Below are 18,385 nucleotides of genomic sequence, written 5' to 3' on the forward strand. Positions count from 1 at the left end.
GGCGCGTGGCATGGCCACGCGCACCGCTACACACTCTCGTGGGGACTACTTGACCTCGTACATCCAGATCTGGATGTTGGCCAGCTCGCCGGTCCCGCTCCACTGGTACTGGCGGGCGACACCGGTGCCGTTGTAGTTACGGACGTAGTCGACGAGCTCGGCGCGGGTGACCTTGCCCGAGTCGATGCCCTTGAGCAGGATCGTGGTCAGGTCGTAGCCCTCGACGGAGTAGACGCCGGGCGCCTGGCCGTTGAGCGCCTTGTACTCGGTCGCGAACTTCTCCGGCGCCGGGCTGCACGGGCACGACAGCAGCGCGCTCTCCGAGGAGCTACCGGCCTGGCGCACGAACTCGGGGTCGTTGCTGCCGTCGGCGGAGACGAAGGTCGCGGTCACGCCGCCGGACCGCAGCTGCTGCACGAACGGTGCCGCCTCCGCGTAGTAACCGGCGTAGAAGATGGCGTCGGGCTTGGCCGCGGACAGCTTCGACACCGCGGCCGAGAAGTCTTTGTCACCTTCCTTGACGCTGACCGCGCAGGACGCGTCGGCGGCCGGGCCTGCGGCGGTGTTGAACGCCTTGGCCAGACCGGCGCCGTAGTCGGTGTTGTCCTGCACGACGCAGATCTTCTTGTAGCCCTTCTCGCCGGTCAGGTAGTTGGCGACGGCCGGGCCCTGCGAGTCGTCGTTGCCAAGGCCGCGGAAGAAGGTCTTCCAGCCGTTCTGGGTCAGCGTCGGGTTGGTGGCCGATGCGGTCAGCGTGGGCATGCCCGCCTCGCTGAGGATCTGGCCGGTCGCCTTGGTCTCACCCGAGAAGGTGGGGCCGACCAGCGCGACGATGCTGGGATCGCTGACGATCGTCGGGATCACCTGGCTGGCGATCTGCGGCTTGCCCTCGGTGTCGAACTGCTTGACCGACACCTGACAATCCGGGTTGGCCTTGTTGTGCTGGTCGAGCGCCAGCTTGACGCCGTTGATGATGTTGATGCCGAGCGCGGCGTTACCGCCGGTCAGCGGGCCCGCCATCGCGATGGTCTGGGGCGCGCACTTGGCCTTGCCGTCACCCGCGGGATCGGCGGCCGCGCCCGCGTCGGTCTGCGCGACGGCCTTACCCTGGGTGTCGAGCTGAACTACCGGCTGGATCGAGAGATCGGTGTTGCCGCCACCGCCGCCGTCGGACGACTTGTCGCTGCATCCGGACAACACCAACGACGCGGCAGCTCCGATTACCAGAACTCCTCGCGTCGAACGACTGCGCCATGTCGAACTGAGCACGTCTCACCTCTATGTCCTGTGCTCCCCGGGGTCACCGAGGGGGCCGACCACGTTCAGCCCGGACAGAACATATCGCCGGTTTGTTAGATCCGCATCACATTCGCATCATGTCGGACGCTTCGAGTCCAGTCGTAGTTCACATTATTGTTTCGCTTACGTAAAGTTTTTCGGCTTTCGACGCGGGACCCGAAGCGGCGCGTTCCGGCGTCACTGCGGGGTGAGGTTCTCCAGCACGACTTCGGCGACCGCCTTCATGGTCGTGCGCCGATCCATCGCGGTGCGCTGAATCCATTTGAACGCCTGCGGTTCCGACAGGCCCTGGGTCTGCATGAGCACACCCTTGGCCCGCTCGACCAGTTTGCGCGTCTCCAACCGGTCCGACAGATTCGCGACTTCTGTTTCCAGCGCGGTGATTTCGTGGAAACGGCTCGCCGCGAGTTCGATCGCGGGCACCAGATCGGATTTGGTGAACGGCTTGACCAGATAGGCCATCGCGCCGGCGTCGCGAGCCCGCTCGACCAGGTCGCGCTGACTGAACGCGGTCAGGATCACCACGGGCGCAACACGTTTCGACGCGATCTCGGCGGCGGCGTCGATGCCGTCGCGGCGCGGCATCTTCACGTCCATGATCACCAGATCGGGGCGCATCTCCTCGGCCAGCTCGACGGCCTGCTGACCGTCGCCCGCCTCACCGACAACCTCGTAGCCCTCTTCCTTGAGCATCTCCACAAGGTCCATCCGGATGAGGGCCTCGTCCTCGGCGACGACGACGCGCTTGGCCGCGGCCTCACGCGTAGCGCCGGCGCCCGCTGCATTCGTGCTCATAGGTTCGACCCCTCTGGATTCCGATGCCTGTCGATCACACCACGACAGACGACGGCACCAACCGGGCGAGCCGGCCGGGAACCCGTCGTGGGTGACCGAGTGATGTAAAGAGTACCTTTCGCTTCCGCACAGAATGCAGTGAGCGGTCCGAAACCGCCGGTGAACGCGAGCGCGGTGACGTCGCGCACACCCCGCGACCGATACTCCCCCGCGGAGCGCGGCCGATGCCGCGCTACCGCCGTGGTGCCGAGTGTGGGACTCGAACCCACACGTCCTTTCGGACAACGGTTTTTGAGACCGTCGCGTCTGCCAGTTCCGCCAACCCGGCGCACCGCGGTCACTATAGCGCCTCGGCGCGCCGGGAAGCGAACCGCCGGTCGAACCCGCGTGAACGGCCACGTCGTCGCACCAGCTCGGCACGCGCCGGTGGCACCTCGGCCGGCGGGCCGCGTCCGCCCCCCGAGGCGCCCGTGCGTGGCCGGATGTTCCCACTCGCGGCCGGGCGCACGGCGCCGCACCCTCAGCGCCGCCGGTTATTACCGAATCGAATTATTACACCGCAAAAGAGTGACGATCGACACATATCGCTCGCAGGTTTCCGGTTCATATCTCGCGGGTATCACGGTCACGCACAACGGATTTCGCACCGCATTCATGTACAGGATTCAACCGAGAGGTGAATAAGTAGCGCCGCGCCTGTGATGGTTGTAATTCTGACCCACTACACGACAATCGACCCGATTACGGTATCGGTATGCACGTGTTGTTCGTCTGCAACTCCAACGTCTGCCGATCGGTGATCGCCGAGCGGCTCACTCGGGCGTTCGCGGCGGACAACGGCCTACCCGGGCTGACCGCGGAGAGCGCGGGGACGCGCGCGCTGGTCGGCTTCCCACCGGAACCGCTGGCCGCGGAGACCATCGCCAGCCTCGGCGGTGACGCCACCGGATTCAAGGCACGCAAACTCAAGCCCGAGATGGTCGACCGCGCCGACCTGGTACTCGCGATGACCGAATCGCTGCGTGATCAGGTGGCCGAGCTCGCCTTCGGCGTCGCGCCGCGCACTTTCGCCCTCGCCGAGGCGCACCGCATCGCCAAGGTCACGGGCGCGAAATCCATTGCCGCACTGGACCGCGCCCGCAACGATCTGGCCTACGTCGGCCGGGAGAACATCGCCGACCCGATCGGCCTGTCCCCCGAGGCCTTCCTCGAGGTCGGCGACAAGATCGCCGACCTGCTTTTCCCCCTGTTGGAGGCGCTCGCGCCGCACGAGCAAACCACACTCACCGGCAACGACGAGCGCCCCGGGCTGGTCATCGAACCGGCGCCCGCGCGTCCGCTCTCGGCATTTCTGGCCGCCCAGCGCAGGCGCTGAACGCAAGACTGTTCGCCGGAGGGCCCGAGGGATTACACTTCGGCGCGGACATGCTGTTCCCCTTGCTGGTTCGACACACGACAGGAACTTCAGACATGCCGAAACGCATTTCGGATGTTTCGCTCCATGTGTATGTGACACCGGAAATTCTCGACCGCATCGTCGCCAGTGTCCGGACGGTCCTCGACGACCACCTCCAGGACCGCGACGTGTTCGCCTGGCGGTTCACCCTGCCCGTCGACGCGGCCGATCCCGTTCATCAGGAACTCGAATCACACTGGCGCGGTGCGCATCCCGGCGCCGAACCGGGCGCCGAGACCACCTCCGAGATCGCGCTAAGCCTGGTCGGCGATCCGGCCGACCTCACCGACACCGATATCGCCGGCCTCGAGCACGGCCTGGCGCTGGCGGTGTACGGCGCGGCCACCGACGCCGTCCCGTTCGTGCTGCGCGCCCACCAGCGCACCGATGTCGAGCTCGAACTCGACCGCGAACACCGCTGAGGCGCTCGCTCAGCGGGCCGGGAAGTGCCGGATGACGCCTTCCTGGACCGTGGTCGCGAGCAATTCCCCACTGCGCGAATAGAATCGGCCGGTCGCCAGGCCACGCGAGCCGGCCGCGACCGGTGATTCGGTGGCGTAGAGGGTCCAGTCGTCGAAGCGGAACGGGCGATGGAACCAGATCGAATGGTTCACCGTGGCCGCCAGGATCCGGTCCAGACCCCACGACAATCCGTGCGTGGTGATGATCGAATCGAGCACGGTGGTGTCGGAGGAGTAGCCCAGCGCGGCCACGTGCAGCAGCGGATCGTCGGGCAGCGCGCCGTCGGTGCGCATCCACACGCGGTTGTGGTTGAGCTTCTCGCCGGTGCCCTTGAGGATCCACGCCGGATCGTTGGTGTAGCGCATGTCGACCGGGTGCGGGGCGTTGATGAACATCTCCAGCTTGTCCTCGAAGCCGGCGAAGCTCTCCTCGATCCGGGGCAGCGTCTCCGGATCGGGCACCTGCGGGCCCTCGTGGGCGTGCTCGAGGCCCTTGCCCCAGTCCTGGAACGCCGCCAGCATGACGAACAGCTCCTGGCCGTCCTGGCTGGCGGTGACCGTCCGGTTCGCGAGCGCGCGGCCGTCGCGATGCCGCTGCACGTGGTACTCGATCGGCTTCTTCACGTCGCCACCGCGCACGAAATGCGCGTTGATCGCGTGCAGCGGCCGCTCACCGGCGGTGCGTCCGGCAGCGACGATCGCCTGCGACACCAGCTGCCCGCCGAAGGTGCGGCTCCACACCTTCTCGGGATGGTTGCCGAGGAAGACGTCCTCGCCGATCGGTTCGAGGTCGAGCAGGTCGAGCAGCACCCGCAGATCGGGGGACGGCTCGTCGTGCATGGTCTCGACCTCGACCTGGGCTTGTCGGCCTGCCGAACTACTCACGACTAGTGGTCCTCCTCGCCGATGCGATGAACGTGGATCAGGTTGGTGGAACCGACGGTACCCGGCGGGGAACCGGCCACGATGACCACCAGGTCACCCTTGCGGTACCGATCCATCGACAACAGCGCCTGGTCGACCTGATGAATCATCGCGTCGGTGCTCTGCACCATCGGCACGATGAAGGTCTCGGTGCCCCAGGTCAGCGTCAGCTGGCTGCGCACCTCCGGCAGCGGGGTGAACGCCAGCAGCGGCAGCGGGGTGTGCAGGCGGGCCAGGCGGCGCACGGTGTCACCGGACTGGGTGAAGGCCACCAGGGCCTTGGCGTTGAGCCGCTCGCCGATGTCGCGGGCGGCGTAGGAGATCACGCCACGCTTGGTGCGCGGGACGTGGGTCAGCGGTGGCACCCGGTGCGTCTCGGACTCCACCGCGGTGACGATGCGGCTCATGGTGCGCACCGCGTCGATCGGCCACGCACCGACGGAGGTCTCTCCCGAGAGCATCACCGCGTCGGCGCCGTCGAGCACCGCGTTGGCGACGTCGGAGGCCTCGGCGCGGGTCGGGCGGGAGTTCTCGATCATCGACTCCAGCATCTGGGTCGCGACGATGACCGGCTTGGCGTTCTCGCGCGCCATCTGGATGGCCCGCTTCTGCACCAGCGGGACCTGCTCGAGCGGCAGCTCGACGCCGAGGTCGCCGCGGGCGACCATCACCGCGTCGAAGGCGAGCACGATCGCCTCGAGGTTGTCGATCGCCTCCGGCTTCTCCAGCTTGGCGATGACCGGCACCCGGCGGCCTGCCTTGTCCATGATGTCGTGCACCAGCTCGATGTCGGACGGCGAGCGCACGAACGACAGCGCGATGAAGTCCACGCCCAGCTTCAGGGCGAATTCGAGGTCTTCGATGTCCTTCTCGGACAGGGCGGGCACCGACACGTCCATGCCGGGCAGCGACAGGCCCTTGTTGTTGCTCACGGGGCCACCCTCGGTGACCCGGCAGACGACGTCGTTGCCGTCGATGCTCTCCACCGTCAGGCCGACCTTGCCGTCGTCGACGAGCAGGCGGTCGCCTGCCTTGGCGTCCTGCGCGAGCTGCTTGTAGGTGGTCGAGACACGGTCGTGGGTGCCGTCGACGTCGTCGACGGTGATCCGCACCTGCTCGCCGTTGGCCCAGGTGGTGCGGCCGTCGGTGAACCGGCCGAGGCGGATCTTGGGGCCCTGCAGGTCGGCGAGGATGCCGACCGCGCGACCGGTCTCGTCCGAGGCCGCGCGGACCATCTTGTAGTTGTCGGCATGGTCGGCGTGCTCACCGTGGCTGAAGTTCAGCCGGGCCACATCCATGCCGCTTTCGACGAGCTCACGAATACGGTCCTGGGTGGCCGTAGCCGGTCCGAGGGTGCACACAATCTTCGTCCGTCGCATCACACCGGCAAGCCTAGTACTGTCCCGCCGCTCCGCGTACTTCGCCGGTCGGGGGTGCAAGGCCCCTACTCGACCGGACCGGCGGATATCGGCGGGGCATGGGCCGGGCGTTCCCGGCGAGTTACCCAGGTGTTCACGAAATCGGTTGTCACCGAACGGCGACGTGCCTCGACAGCCGCGTTTCCAGGCGGGTCTGGCCGACACCGAGGATCAGGCAGATGACCCAGTAGTAGAGTGCCGCGACGCCGTAGAGGGCGAAGAAGTCGAAGGTGGGCGCGGCCGCCAGCTGGGCGGTGCGCAGCAGTTCGGTGACCAGGATGGTCGAGGCCAGCGAGGTGTCCTTCACCAGGGAGATGAGCGTGTTCGACAGCGGCGGTACCGCGATCCGGGACGCCTGCGGGAAGACGACGTACCAGAGCGTCTGCGGGTAGGTCATGCCCAGCGACTCGGCCGCCTCCCACTGCCCGTGGGCGACGCTCAGGATCGCCGAGCGCACCACCTCCGCGGCGTACCCGCCGACATTGAGGCTGAACGCGATCACCGCCGCCGGGAACGGGTCGATGACGATCCCGAACTGCGGCAGCGCGTAGAACACGATGAACAGCTGCACCAGCAGCGGGGTGCCGCGGATGATCGAGATGTAGAAGCGGGCGGGCAGTGACAGCACCCGCTTCGACGACATCCGCGCCAGCGCGACCCCGACCGCGATCGCCAGGCCGATGACGAAACTGATCGCCGTCAGCGGCAGCGTCGCGGTCACCGTGGCCTTCAGCATCGGCCACAGGTTGTGCCAGATCAGCTCCCTGGTTGCGGGATCCATCCGCTACTTGCTGACGTCGGTGCCGAAGTACTTCTCCGACAGCCTGGTCAGCGTGCCGTCGGCGCGCAGCTGTTCGAGCGCCTTGTCGATATCGGCGATCAGCGCCGCGTCGTCCTTCCGGGCGGCGAAGGCCTGCTTGCTGGTCTCACCGGTCCTGGCCGCGATCTTGATGCCGGTGTCGCCGGTCTTCTTGGTGTACTCACCGACCGCCAGGGTGTCGTTGACCGTGGCGTCGACGCGACCGGCCTTCAGCAGCTGCACCGCCTGCACGAAGCCTTCCACCGCTTCGACTTTCGCACCGGCGCCCGCGGCGACCTTGCTCCAGTTGCTGGTCGCGGACTGCGCGGTGGTCTTGCCCGACAGATCGGCCAGCGAGGTGATGGTGGTGTTGTCGGCCTTGGTGACGATCACGCCCTCGGAGGTCGTGTACGGCTGCGACAGCGAGTACTTGGCCGTGCGCTCGGGGTTGACGGTGACCTGGTTGGCGACCAGATCGAAGCGCTTGGACTCCAGCCCGGCGAAGATCGAGTCCCACGGCGTCTGCACGAATTCCACCCGCTTGCCGAGCTTCTCGCCGATCGCCCGCGCGACCTCGACGTCGTAACCGGTCAGCGTGCCGCTGTCCTGGTAGCTGAACGGCGCGTAGGTGCCTTCGGTGCCCACCTTCAGCACATTCGGGTCGGCATCGGACGAGCAGGCCGACAGACCCGTCGCGGCGACAACGGCGAGTACGGCGGCGGCAAGCAGTTTGCGCACGGTCAATCCCTTCCTTCGCTGCGCGCATCAGGGCACGCGCAGGCCAAGCGACGCTACGGCGCCACCACAGACGGAGACAGAGTATCGCTCACCGTGATCGCAATTCCGGTGGGGAAACACACTGAGCTTATTCGAGAAACGGGCACTCCGCGCGACGCGGAGCACCCGTTCGACGGTGCCGGGCGATCAGTCGCGCAGCGGACGGCCCTGCGCGTCGGGCACCTTGCCGGTGAGCATCATGATGCCGTCGATCAGCGGCCAGATGGCGCCGATGCCACAGGTCAGCCAGACGACCGCGATCTGGGCGATGCCCAGACCGGTGTAGCCCAGGTAGAAACGGCCGACACCGAAGCTGCCGAGGAAGATCTCCAGCAGACCGGCCATCAGCTTCTGCTTGTCCGAGAACGGGACGCCGTACATGTCACGGCCGTACGGCGCTTCCGGATCGGCCGGGTTGTAGCCCTGCGGCATGGCGCCGTACGGCGCGGCGCCGTAGACGGGCTGCGGCTGGGCGTACGGGTCGGCGGGCTGACCGTACTGGGGCTGGCCGTACTGCGGCTGACCGTACCCCGGCTGCTGCTGGCCGTAGCCCGGCTGCTGCGCGTACGGATCCGAGGGCTGGCCGTAGGCGGGCTGGCCGTACTGCGGCTGGGAGCCGGAGTCGGGCTGCTTGCTCAGGTCGGGGCCGTACTGGGGATTGGGGTTGTAGGGGTCGGTCACTCATGTCCTCCATCATTCGTGCGGGTACCCGTCGTGGCCCCCGGCCAGTGGCGATCGGCCGAACGGCGGTGCGCCCGCGACGATCACCGGTCATTGTGGTCATAAGGACCGGCCGTTGTCTCCTCGGGCCCCCACGATCGGTCCTCGACACTCTGCCCGGAATATCGCGACGGGCGCCCGGAATGTTGCCGGACGCCCGTCGTACTCGAGTCGAAAGCTGTCGATCAGGCCTTCTTCGCGCCGGATTGCTCCGGCTCAGCGGTGTCTGCCGCGTCGTCGGCGGTCGGCGCCGGGTCGGTCTTCTTCAGCTCCGGCTCGGCGTCGGCGCCGTCGGCCGCGTCATCGGCGGAGTCCTTCGCGGTGTCCTCGGTGGAATCCGTTGCCTCGGTGGACTTGCCCGCCGCCCCGGCGGCACGCAGCGCCGAGAACTGCCACGGCCACGGCCGCGGCTCACCACCGGGCTGCAGCTGCGCCGGTGTCTCGCGGCCCTTGGTCGCCAGCGCGAAATAGGCCATGGCGCCGAGGAATACGAGGGCGGCGGTGAACGAGTTGATCCTGATGCCGAGGATATGGGTGGCTTCGTCGCTGCGCATCAGCTCGACGAAGAAGCGCCCGAAGCTGTAGCCGGCGACGTAGAGCGCGAACAGGCGGCCGTGGCCGATCTTGTAGCGCTTGTCCAGCTGCACCAGCGCGACGACGACCAGCACGTTCCACACCAGCTCGTACAGGAACGTCGGGTGCACGACCTCGAGTACCCGGCCGGTCGACACGCCGTTCATCATGTCGCGCGCGCCGGTCTCCGCGTCGAAGCGCTCGTAGATCTCGAGGCCCCACGGCACCTCGGTGGTGCGGCCGTAGAGCTCCTGGTTGAAGTAGTTGCCGAGACGGCCGATCGCCTGCGCGAGCAGCACCGCGGGCGCGATCGCGTCGCCGAGCGGGGGCAGCGGGATCTTGTAGACCCGGCAGCCGATCCAGGCGCCGATGCCGCCGAGGAACACCGCGCCCCAGATGCCGAGGCCGCCCTGCCAGATGTAGAGCGCCTCGATCGGGTGCTTGCCGGGGCCGAAGTACTTCTGCCAGTCGGTGGCCACGTGGTACAGCCGGCCGCCGATCAGGCCGAACGGCACCGCGAACATCGCGACGTCGAGCACAGCGCCCTGCTGGCCGCCACGCTGTTGCCACCGGCGCTCACCCCACCAGATGGCGACGACGATGCCGAGAATGATGAACAGCGCGTATGCCCGGAGCGGGAAGGGCCCGAGTTGCCAGACACCCTGCGGCGGACTCGGAAGGTAGGCCAGGACTGAGTTCACGGCCCCCACGTTAGTTCAGTGGCGTACCAAGGAGTGACCGTGACCCTGACGTCAGGGGTCCACCACATGACGAGGGCACCGATACATGCCCTGCGCAACCCATTTCGCGAGAACATGGGTAACTCACCGGGGACGGGCTACCCCGGGCTCCCGCCCGACCGGCGGCCGCGTGGCCGACCGGCTCCGCGCCTAGATCTGGCCAGAAGTCGCGGAGAGGCGGAACCGCTAGGTGCGGACGGTCGCCGAGCGCACGCCTTCGGCGAGCTCGCTGGTCAGGGCGCGTACGGCGTCGAGACCCTCGGCCGCGGCCGTCACCAGCGCCGATCCGACGATCACGCCGTCGGCGTACGCGGCGATCTCGGCGGCCTGGGCACCCGAGCGCACGCCCAGGCCGACGCCGATCGGGATGTCGGAATGCGCGCGGACCCGCGCGCACAGCGCGGGCGCGGCCGAGGAGACCACGTCACGCGCGCCGGTCACACCCATGGTCGAGGCGGCGTAGATGAATCCACGCGAGGCCTCCAGCGTCTTCACCAGGCGCTCCTCGGTCGACGACGGCGCGACAAGGAAGATGCGGTCCAGGTTGTGTGTGGCCGAGGCGATGAACCAGTCGTCGGCCTCGTCGGGGATCAGGTTCGGCGTGATGATGCCGGCGCCACCGGCCGCGGCCAGGTCGCGGGAGAAGGTGTCGACGCCGTACTGGAGCACCGGGTTCCAGTAGCTCATCACCACGGCCTGACCACCGGCGTCGGTGATCGCCTCGACGACGGAGAACACGTCGCGCACCCGCACGCCACCGCGCAGCGCCTGCTCGGCGGCGGCCTGGATGGTCGGGCCGTCCATCACCGGGTCGGAGTACGCCACGCCGACTTCGATGATGTCGCAACCGGATTCGACCATGGCCTTGCACACGTCGATGGAACCGGCCAGATCGGGGTAGCCCGCGGGGAGGTAGCCGATCAGGGCGGCCCTGTTCTCCGCGCGCGCGGCGGCGAAGGTGTTGGCCAGACGGGACTGCTGACTCACTGCTCGTTCTCCTCGGCGGCGTCGTCGAACAGACCGAACCAGCGGCCCGCGGTGTCCATGTCCTTGTCGCCGCGACCGGACAGGTTGACCAGGATGATCGCGCCCTTGCCGAGTTCCTTGCCGAGCTTCAGCGCACCGGCCACGGCATGCGCGGACTCGATCGCCGGGATGATGCCCTCCGAGCGCGAGAGCAGCAGCAGCGCGTCCATCGCCTCGACGTCGGTGATCGGCTCGTACTCGGCGCGCCCGATGTCCTTGAGGTGGGCGTGCTCGGGGCCGACGCCCGGATAGTCGAGACCGGCCGAGATCGAATGCGATTCGATGGTCTGGCCGTCCTCGTCCTGCAGCAGGTACGAGTAGGCACCCTGGAACGCGCCCGGCGTGCCACCGGTGAAGGTGGCCGCGTGCCGACCGGTCTCGACGCCGTCACCGGCCGCCTCGTACCCGATCAGCCGCACGCCCGCGTCGGGGATGAAGGCGTGGAAGATGCCGATGGCGTTGGAACCGCCGCCGACGCAGGCGACGACCGCGTCAGGCAGCCTGTTCGTGCGCTCCTGGATCTGCTGACGCGACTCGATCCCGATGATGCGCTGGAAATCGCGCACCATCAGCGGGAACGGGTGCGGGCCCGCGGCGGTGCCGAAGCAGTAGTAGGTGTCGTCGGCGTTGGAGACCCAGTCGCGCAGCGCCTCGTTGATGGCGTCCTTGAGGGTCTGCGAGCCGGTGGTCACCGAGATCACCTCGGCGCCGAGCAGCCGCATGCGGGCCACGTTCAGCGCCTGACGGGCGGTGTCGACCGCGCCCATGTAGATCACGCAGTCCAGGCCGAGCAGCGCGCACGCGGTCGCGGTCGCGACGCCGTGCTGGCCGGCACCGGTCTCGGCGATGACGCGGGTCTTGCCCATCCGCTTGGCGAGCAGCGCCTGGCCGAGCACATTGTTGATCTTGTGCGAGCCGGTGTGGTTGAGGTCCTCGCGCTTGAGGAAGATCCGCGCGCCGCCCGCGTGCTCGGCCAGGTTGAGGCACTCGAACACCGGCGAGGGACGCCCGGTGTAGTCGCGCTGCAGCCGGTCGAGCTCGTCGAGGAAGCTGTGGTCGGAGCGGACCTTGTCGTACTCGGCGGTGACCTCCTCGATCACCGCCATCAGCGCCTCGGGGACGTGCCGTCCGCCGTAGACGCCGAAGTGGCCACCCGCGTCGGGTTCGTAGTCGCTGTGCTGGGCGACGCCCGCACTGGCCTGGGGCAGAGCGCTCACCGGATGCTCCGCCTCGCCGGCTTCGGGCAGGACGGGTGCGTGCCCGCGGTCACCAGCTCCGACACCGCCGCGCGCGGGTTGCCGCTGGTCACCAGGCCCTCGCCGACGAGCACCGCGTCGGCGCCCGCGCCGGCGTAGGCCAGCAGGTCGGCGGTACCGCGGATGCCGGACTCGGCGACCCGGATGACCTCCGACGGCAGGCCGGGGGCGATCCGCGCGAAGACGTCGCGGTCCACTTCCAGGGTCTTGAGGTTGCGCGCGTTGACACCGATCACCGACGCGCCCGCCTCCAGCGCGCGATCGGCCTCTTCCTCGGTGTGCACTTCTACCAGGGCGGTCATGCCCAGTGATTCGGTGCGGTCGATCAGCGAGGACAGCACGTCCTGCTCGAGCGCGGCAACGATCAGCAGGATCACGTCGGCGCCGTGGGCACGGGCCTCGTGGATCTGGTACGGGCCGACGACGAAGTCCTTGCGCAGGACCGGGATGTTCACGGCGGCGCGGACGGCATCGAGGTCGTCGAGCGAACCACCGAAGCGGCGGCCCTCGGTGAGCACGCTGATGATGCGCGCGCCACCGTCTTCGTAGGCCTTGGCCAGGACGGCCGGGTCCGGGATGTCGGCCAGCGCGCCCTTGGAGGGGCTGGCACGCTTCACCTCGGCGATGACACCGATCCCGTCCTCGTGCAACGCGGCGGCCGCGTTCAGCGGCGCCTTGGCGGCGGCCGCTGCGGCTTTGATCGCCTGAAAATCGAGGAGGGCTTCGCGAGCGGCAACATCCGCCCGAACCCCGTCGAGAATCGAGTCGAGTACCGTCATCTGGCTCGAATCCTTTCTGGGGAGACGAACTTCTCACCTGAGAGTCCCCTCAGGCGCTGTCTCACCGATGCTGGACAAGAATAAATGGCCGCCGCGCGTGTCACTGCGGCGGGGGTGCCGGGGGTCACTGCCGCGGAGCAGGCCGGCGTCACTGTGGTGGATCCGTGGCGGGTCACGGCGTGCCGCCGGGCGACTTGCCGTCGTCGTCCGGTCCCTCGGCGGTGTCGGTCGGGTCGGTGCCCGCGTCGAGCGCGTCCCACAGCACGCGGTCCGACAGCGGCGCCGCGGTGCCGGTCTCGTCGCGCTGCTTGCTCACCTGGGCGCTGGCGTCGGCACGCCGGAAGACCGGGTTGTCGTAGGCGCCGGAGAGCTGGGCGTTCTCCCCGGTCCGGCGGGTGAGCAGGACTCCGGCGAACAGCGCGAGCGCCGCCGCGACGATCGATAGCACCGCGGGCGCCGGGTGCACGTCGGCGCTGCTGACGACGGCGCGCACCGGCAGCTCGGCCAGCTGGCCCGCCCGCTCCGCGGTCCGGCCCTCCCCCACGACCAGCGCGAACCCCGGCACGGCGGCGACCGCGGCGACCACCGCGATCACCACGCCGAGCAGCTGGCGCAGTCCGCCCTTCACCGCGAACACCGCGGCGATCGAGGCGACCAGCACCAGCGCCAGCGGGGTGAGCGCGCCGAACCAGGTGGCGCCGTCGAGATCGTCGGTGCGCGGTTCGGTGAGCCCGTCGGCGGAGTGCACCGTCACCCAGGTCATCCGCGACGACGCCCACAGCCCCGCCGCCGCCAGCGCCAGCAGCGCCACCGGGACGACCGGTTTGGCGGCGGGCGCGGGGGCGGCAGCGTCGGTCATGCTGTCTCCATTCGGCATGCTCGGGCGCCCTGCGTGGTTACGCAAGCTGCCTCCTCCGGGCGCTGACCGCTCATGCCAGGCCGCCCTCGTAGGTGCGCAGGGTCTGGGCCGCCGCGATCGCCTTGAGCACCGCCATGGCCTTGTTGCGGGCCTCGGTGTCCTCGTAGACCGGATCGGAGTCGGCGACCACGCCCGCACCGGCCTGCACGTAGGCCGTGCCGTCCTTGAGCAGCGCGGTGCGGATGGCGATGGCGGTGTCGGCGTCACCGGCGAAGTCGAGGTAGCCGACGACGCCGCCGTAGATGCCGCGCCTGGTCGGTTCCAGCTCCTCGATCAGCTCCATCGCCCGCACCTTCGGCGCGCCCGACAATGTGCCGGCCGGGAAGCAGGCCTGCACCGCGTCGAGCGCGATCTTGCCCTCGGCGAGCTGCCCGGACACCGTCGAGACCAGGTGCATGACGTGGCTGTAGCGCTCGACGTGGCGGTACTGGGTGACCCGCACGGTGCCGGGGCGGCAGACCCGGCCCAGGTCGTTGCGACCCAGGTCGACGAGCATCAGGTGCTCGGCGTTCTCCTTCTCGTCGGCGAGGAGGTCCTTCTCGAGCAGGATGTCGTCCTCGGCGCTGTGCCCGCGCCAGCGGGTGCCCGCGATCGGATGGGTCGTTGCGACCCCGTCCTTCACGGTGACCAGCGATTCGGGGCTGGAGCCGACGATCGAGAACGCGGTGCCGCCGTCGCCGTCGGGGATGTGCATCAGGTACATGTACGGGCTCGGGTTCGAGGCCCGCAGCATCCGGTACACAGCCAGCGGCGAGCCGGTGTAGTCCATCTCGAAGCGCTGCGAGAGCACCACCTGGAACGCCTCGCCCGCCTCGATCTCCTTGATCAGCCGCAGCACGCCCGCACCGAATTCCTCGGTCGTGCGCCTGCGCAGGAACTGTGGCTCCGGCTGGTCGAAGACCGACACCGTCGACGGCGCAGGCGTGGCCAGCGCGGCGGTCATCCGGTCGAGCCGGGCGACGGCGTCGTCGTAGGCGGCGTCGGCGTTCTCGTCGGTGCCGTTCCAGTTCACCGCGTTGGCGATGAGGGTGATCGCGCCCTCGTGGTGGTCGAACGCGGCCAGGTCGGTGGCCAGCATCAGGACGAGTTCGGGCAGTTGCAGATCGTCGGTGGCCAGCTCGGGCAGCCGTTCGATCCGGCGCACCGCGTCGTAGCCGAGGTAGCCGACCAGGCCGCCGGTCAGCGGCGGCAGACCGGGCAGGCGCTCGGTGCGCAGCAGTTCGAGGGTCTCGTGCAGCGCGCGCAGCGGATCACCGCCGGAGGGAGCGTCGGCCGGTACCGCGCCGAGCCAGGTCGCCTCGCCGTCGACGACGGTCAGCGCCGACGGACTGCCCGCGCCGATGAACGACCAGCGCGACCACGATCGCCCGTTCTCGGCGGACTCGAACAGGAAGGTGCCCGGCCGGTCGTCGGCCAGCTTGCGGTAGGCCGAAAGCGGAGTTTCGGAGTCCGCCAGCACCTTTCGGGTCACCGGGACGACCCGGTGCTCGGCGGCGAGCAGCCGGAACTGGTCGCGGGTCGTGGTGGTTGGTGTCGACGCGCCCTGCATGAACCCATCATCCCAGGCGTGCCGCAGCACCTGTGCGCTGACCCGACCCGCGCCGCGAGACGGGGTGATCGGCATCACTACACTCGCGCGCGTTCCATGTCGCATGCGGTATCCCTTTTCCCGAGAGGAGCAATGTTGAATCCCTCGCTTCAGGGCGTACAGGACGGCCGGCCGGCCGTCATGTCGCAGCAGCACTTCGGTCCCCGTCAGCAGTCCACGGCCAGCGCACTCACGTCGTTCGTCACCTACGCCAAAGAGGTGCAGGACCTGGACGAGAAGATCTACCCGGACGAGTACGCCGCGCACTGCCACCTGATCCGGCAGCTCGAGCCGATGCTGCGTGTCCACGGCATCCTCGACGTGATGGAGATCCGCAACCCGGCGATCGCGGCCCTGCTCGAGCGCTAGGCACCGCTCGGCGGGTGCGGTCCGTCGGGGGCGGTGCCCGCCGATCACGAATTCGATCCCCGTTCGTCTCGGCGGACGGGGATCTTTCGCGCTCGGCGGCAGGTCGATAGGGTCGGGTCATGCAGCCAGGCCAGCGCGCTCCGCAGTTCGAGCTCCCCGACCAGTCCGCCCAGCTCCGCACGCTCGACGGCTTGCTCGCCGACGGCCCGCTCGTGCTGTTCTTCTACCCGGCGGCCAATACCCCGGTGTGCACGGCCGAGGCCTGCCACTTCCGCGACCTGAGCGCGGAGTTCGCCGCCATCGGCGCCTCGTGCGCGGGCATCAGCACCGACAGCACCGAGGTGCAGGCCGGTTTCGCGACCAAGCAGCGCCTGGACTACCCGGTGCTCTCCGACGCCGACGGCGCGGTGGCCGCTGCGTTCGGCGTCAAGCGCGGTCTGCTCGGCAAACTCGCCCCGGTGAAGCGGCACACCTTCGTCATCGACACCGACCGGACGATCCTGAAGGTCGTGACCGGCGAACTCCGCGCGGCCGTGCACGCGGACGAGGCGCTGGCCTTCCTACGCGCCCGCACGACTACGGGCGAGTAGCAACCTATCCGGAAACGCCGGGCGCCGGATCGGCGTCCGGCCCGATGACCGCATCTACGCTGAGGACATGACAACCGGCGAGGTGCGGTCGAGCGGTCAGAAGCCGACCGCGACGGTGTGGCGCAATCGGGCGACCGTCACGGTCGCCACGGCCGCTGTCCTGGTGATCGCCTACTTCATCCTGTCGTCGTTCATCCCACGCTGGTGGGCACAGCGGCTGGCGAGCCTGGTGCACGGCAGCTTCAGCCAGGGCATCTGGTGGGGTCTGGTCTACGGCCTGGTGTTCACGCTGGTGCCACTGCTGCTGTTGCTGCTCGCGGTGCGGATGTGGAACCGCAAGGGCGGCAAGTTCATCGCGGGCGCCGCGGTGATCATCGCCCTGCTCGGCGCGCTGCCCAACCTGATGACTCTCACGATCGTGCTCGGCGGCAACAACGCCGCCCATGCCGGTCAGCGCATCCTCGATGTCGACGCCCCCGCCTTCCGTGGCGCCTGCCTGGTCGGCGCCATCGTGGCAGCGGTGATCTTCCTGCTTGTCCTCGCCCTGATGGGCAAACGGGGCCTCACCCGCCGCAAGGCGGCCAAGTCCGCCACGACGTCGTCCACGCTGACGCCACCGGCGCGAGATAGCAATGTCACATAAGCCCGGCAACACGCCCTCGCGGCGCGCTTCCGATTCCGCCGAGGTGTCCTAAGCTCCGGTCTCATGCGCGTGGCGAGCACCGATCGCACCACCGCGGTCCTGGTCCTCGGCGCTGGTCCCGCCGGCTTGGTCCTCGGCAATATCCTGCAAGCGGCCGGGATAGATTCCGTGATCCTCGAACGGCGCGATCGCGCGCACATCGAGCAGCGAGCGCGGGCCGGTTTCCTGGCGCCAGGCAGTGTCGAGGTCCTGCGTGAGCACGGCCTCGACACCGGCTTGCGCGAGCGCGGACGCACCCATGGGACTTGCGAATTCCGTAGTGACACCGGACGTTTCGCGCTGTCCTACGACGAGCTCGGACGACGCGAGGTACACACCGTCTACCCGCAGCAGCACCTGGTGACCGATCTGGCCGCCGAGTATCTGCGCCGCGGTGGCGACCTGCGTTGCCAGACCACCGCCGAACGGATCGGTGACGAGCACGGTGACCGTCCGTGGGTCCTTGCCCGTGCCGCCGACGGCAGCGCGTATCGGATCGCCGCCCGCTATCTGGTGGGTTGCGACGGCGCGCGTGGCCTCGCCAGACACGCCGTCGCCGTTGCCCGATCGACATGCGACTACGACATCACCTGGCTCGCCTTGCTGGCACAGGCCCCACCGACGTCCGAGACCGTCGTCTACGGCGTTCACGCCGACGGCTTCGCCGGGCAGATGCCGCGCAGTCCGGAGATCACCCGCTATTACGTGCAGTGCTCGCCCGACGAGGATCCCCTGAACTGGAGCGAGGACCGCGTCTGGGCCACCCTGTCCACGCGACTTCGCGCCGACCGGTACGGGCCGCTGCGGACCGGCCCGATCGTCGAGCGCGGCCTGGTCCGGCTCCGGTCGGAGATCCTCGACCCGATCCAGCGGGGACGGATGTTCCTCGCGGGCGACGCGGCCTCCTCGATCAGCCCGTCGGCCGCCAAGGGCGCCAATCTGGCCATTCTCACCGCGCAGTCACTGGCGCTCGCGCTCGTCGCCGCCGTCGAACGCAAGGACGAGTCGGGCCTGCGGCGGCATTCGGCCGTGTGCGTGCCGCGCATCCGCCGGGCCCACGAGTTCTCGCACTGGATGATCGGCCTGCTCCATCCGCCCGCCGGACCACAGGCCGCCTTCGAACGCGAACTCCAGCGTGCCCGGCTGCACAGCCTGGCCACCTCACGGACACACCAGGACTTTTTCGCGGAGAACTACGTCGGCATCTGAATCCA

The 18,385-nt window shown here is 68.8% G+C and carries 19 protein-coding genes and 1 tRNA gene; 6 read left to right on the plus strand and 14 right to left on the minus strand.

The genetic code is table 11. From position 1 onward, the window contains the following. Window positions 1–45: 45 nt before the first annotated feature. The 3 genes from ACFWF2_RS26170 to ACFWF2_RS26180 all read right to left on the minus strand — a co-directional run bounded on the left by ACFWF2_RS26170 (window position 46) and on the right by ACFWF2_RS26180 (window position 2,422). On the minus strand, window positions 46–1,203 hold the full coding sequence (locus ACFWF2_RS26170) for a branched-chain amino acid ABC transporter substrate-binding protein (protein ID WP_379310096.1): 1,158 nt from the start codon (window positions 1,201–1,203) through the stop codon (window positions 46–48). Window positions 1,204–1,476: 273 nt separating this feature from the next. Beyond that, entirely contained in the window at window positions 1,477–2,094 is a 618-nt protein-coding gene (locus ACFWF2_RS26175; RefSeq protein WP_189033992.1) for an ANTAR domain-containing response regulator, read from the minus strand. Between the two features lie 241 nt (window positions 2,095–2,335). Next, window positions 2,336–2,422 (minus strand) — tRNA-Leu (locus ACFWF2_RS26180). A 426-nt stretch (window positions 2,423–2,848) separates the two neighbouring features. On the opposite strand from ACFWF2_RS26180, the gene ACFWF2_RS26185 reads away from it, so the two are divergent. After that, on the plus strand, window positions 2,849–3,469 hold the full coding sequence (locus ACFWF2_RS26185) for a low molecular weight phosphatase family protein (RefSeq protein ID WP_379310097.1): 621 nt from the start codon (window positions 2,849–2,851) through the stop codon (window positions 3,467–3,469). 95 nt (window positions 3,470–3,564) lie between these two features. Further along, on the plus strand, window positions 3,565–3,972 hold the full coding sequence (locus tag ACFWF2_RS26190; RefSeq protein ID WP_379310098.1) for a hypothetical protein: 408 nt from the start codon (window positions 3,565–3,567) through the stop codon (window positions 3,970–3,972). A gap of 9 nt (window positions 3,973–3,981) precedes the next feature. Here ACFWF2_RS26190 and ACFWF2_RS26195 read toward each other — a convergent pair whose 3' ends face one another. The 11 genes from ACFWF2_RS26195 to ACFWF2_RS26245 form a co-directional block, all read right to left on the minus strand. Next, window positions 3,982–4,851 (minus strand): acyl-CoA thioesterase, encoded by an 870-nt coding sequence (locus ACFWF2_RS26195; protein ID WP_379310121.1) that lies wholly within the window; start codon window positions 4,849–4,851, stop codon window positions 3,982–3,984. A gap of 47 nt (window positions 4,852–4,898) precedes the next feature. Next, on the minus strand, window positions 4,899–6,317 hold the full coding sequence (pyk, locus tag ACFWF2_RS26200; protein ID WP_379310099.1) for a pyruvate kinase: 1,419 nt from the start codon (window positions 6,315–6,317) through the stop codon (window positions 4,899–4,901). A gap of 145 nt (window positions 6,318–6,462) precedes the next feature. After that, window positions 6,463–7,134, minus strand: coding sequence for an amino acid ABC transporter permease (locus tag ACFWF2_RS26205; protein WP_379310100.1), 672 nt, complete (start codon window positions 7,132–7,134; stop codon window positions 6,463–6,465). A gap of 3 nt (window positions 7,135–7,137) precedes the next feature. Next, the gene (locus tag ACFWF2_RS26210; RefSeq protein ID WP_379310122.1) at window positions 7,138–7,890 is read right to left on the minus strand and encodes an amino acid ABC transporter substrate-binding protein; all 753 of its coding nucleotides are present in this window, start codon (window positions 7,888–7,890) and stop codon (window positions 7,138–7,140) included. 186 nt (window positions 7,891–8,076) lie between these two features. Then, window positions 8,077–8,610: a TM2 domain-containing protein gene (locus ACFWF2_RS26215; protein WP_379310101.1), complete on the minus strand. Its 534-nt coding sequence runs from the start codon at window positions 8,608–8,610 to the stop codon at window positions 8,077–8,079. A 224-nt stretch (window positions 8,611–8,834) separates the two neighbouring features. Continuing rightward, window positions 8,835–9,932 (minus strand): prolipoprotein diacylglyceryl transferase, encoded by a 1,098-nt coding sequence (gene lgt / locus ACFWF2_RS26220; protein WP_379310102.1) that lies wholly within the window; start codon window positions 9,930–9,932, stop codon window positions 8,835–8,837. A 216-nt stretch (window positions 9,933–10,148) separates the two neighbouring features. Then, a complete protein-coding gene (trpA, locus tag ACFWF2_RS26225; RefSeq protein ID WP_379310104.1) occupies window positions 10,149–10,949 on the minus strand; it encodes a tryptophan synthase subunit alpha in 801 nt (266 codons plus the stop codon). Next, window positions 10,946–12,205, minus strand: a complete 1,260-nt coding sequence (gene trpB, locus ACFWF2_RS26230; protein WP_379310106.1) for a tryptophan synthase subunit beta — start codon at window positions 12,203–12,205, stop codon at window positions 10,946–10,948. Before trpB ends, trpA begins: the two co-directional genes overlap by 4 nt. Continuing rightward, window positions 12,202–13,023 (minus strand): indole-3-glycerol phosphate synthase TrpC, encoded by an 822-nt coding sequence (gene trpC / locus ACFWF2_RS26235; protein ID WP_110040403.1) that lies wholly within the window; start codon window positions 13,021–13,023, stop codon window positions 12,202–12,204. The genes trpB and trpC overlap by 4 nt, the downstream gene beginning before the upstream one ends. A gap of 172 nt (window positions 13,024–13,195) precedes the next feature. After that, a complete protein-coding gene (locus tag ACFWF2_RS26240; RefSeq protein ID WP_379310107.1) occupies window positions 13,196–13,882 on the minus strand; it encodes a TIGR02234 family membrane protein in 687 nt (228 codons plus the stop codon). A gap of 70 nt (window positions 13,883–13,952) precedes the next feature. After that, window positions 13,953–15,491, minus strand: coding sequence for an anthranilate synthase component I (locus ACFWF2_RS26245; protein WP_379310123.1), 1,539 nt, complete (start codon window positions 15,489–15,491; stop codon window positions 13,953–13,955). Window positions 15,492–15,626: 135 nt separating this feature from the next. Between ACFWF2_RS26245 and ACFWF2_RS26250 the strand changes: the two genes are divergently transcribed. The 4 genes from ACFWF2_RS26250 (at window position 15,627) to ACFWF2_RS26265 (ending at window position 18,380) form a co-directional block, all read left to right on the plus strand. Then, entirely contained in the window at window positions 15,627–15,899 is a 273-nt protein-coding gene (locus ACFWF2_RS26250) for a hypothetical protein (protein ID WP_379310108.1), read from the plus strand. A gap of 119 nt (window positions 15,900–16,018) precedes the next feature. Continuing rightward, window positions 16,019–16,489 (plus strand): peroxiredoxin, encoded by a 471-nt coding sequence (locus ACFWF2_RS26255; protein ID WP_379310109.1) that lies wholly within the window; start codon window positions 16,019–16,021, stop codon window positions 16,487–16,489. Between the two features lie 67 nt (window positions 16,490–16,556). Continuing rightward, window positions 16,557–17,132, plus strand: a complete 576-nt coding sequence (locus ACFWF2_RS26260) for a permease (RefSeq protein ID WP_379310110.1) — start codon at window positions 16,557–16,559, stop codon at window positions 17,130–17,132. A 63-nt stretch (window positions 17,133–17,195) separates the two neighbouring features. Beyond that, entirely contained in the window at window positions 17,196–18,380 is a 1,185-nt protein-coding gene (locus ACFWF2_RS26265) for a 4-hydroxybenzoate 3-monooxygenase (protein WP_379310111.1), read from the plus strand. Window positions 18,381–18,385 lie beyond the last annotated feature (5 nt).

Origin of the sequence: Nocardia sp. NPDC060259, assembly GCF_042728775.1 — a bacterium.
Taxonomy (GTDB): Bacteria; Actinomycetota; Actinomycetes; order Mycobacteriales; family Mycobacteriaceae; genus Nocardia.

Bases quoted from the DNA above. Each gene is read 5' to 3' on its own strand.
- ACFWF2_RS26175 (WP_189033992.1), bottom strand. From the start codon at position 2,094: ATGAGCACGAATGCAGCGGGCGCCGGCGCTACGCGTGAGGCCGCGGCC.
- ACFWF2_RS26185 (WP_379310097.1), top strand. From the start codon at position 2,849: ATGCACGTGTTGTTCGTCTGCAACTCCAACGTCTGCCGATCGGTGATC.
- ACFWF2_RS26190 (WP_379310098.1), top strand. From the start codon at position 3,565: ATGCCGAAACGCATTTCGGATGTTTCGCTCCATGTGTATGTGACACCG.
- ACFWF2_RS26195 (WP_379310121.1), bottom strand. From the start codon at position 4,851: ATGCACGACGAGCCGTCCCCCGATCTGCGGGTGCTGCTCGACCTGCTC.
- ACFWF2_RS26205 (WP_379310100.1), bottom strand. From the start codon at position 7,134: ATGGATCCCGCAACCAGGGAGCTGATCTGGCACAACCTGTGGCCGATG.
- trpC (WP_110040403.1), bottom strand. From the start codon at position 13,023: ATGACGGTACTCGACTCGATTCTCGACGGGGTTCGGGCGGATGTTGCC.
- ACFWF2_RS26240 (WP_379310107.1), bottom strand. From the start codon at position 13,882: ATGACCGACGCTGCCGCCCCCGCGCCCGCCGCCAAACCGGTCGTCCCG.
- ACFWF2_RS26245 (WP_379310123.1), bottom strand. From the start codon at position 15,491: ATGCAGGGCGCGTCGACACCAACCACCACGACCCGCGACCAGTTCCGG.
- ACFWF2_RS26255 (WP_379310109.1), top strand. From the start codon at position 16,019: ATGCAGCCAGGCCAGCGCGCTCCGCAGTTCGAGCTCCCCGACCAGTCC.
- ACFWF2_RS26260 (WP_379310110.1), top strand. From the start codon at position 16,557: ATGACAACCGGCGAGGTGCGGTCGAGCGGTCAGAAGCCGACCGCGACG.
- ACFWF2_RS26265 (WP_379310111.1), top strand. From the start codon at position 17,196: ATGCGCGTGGCGAGCACCGATCGCACCACCGCGGTCCTGGTCCTCGGC.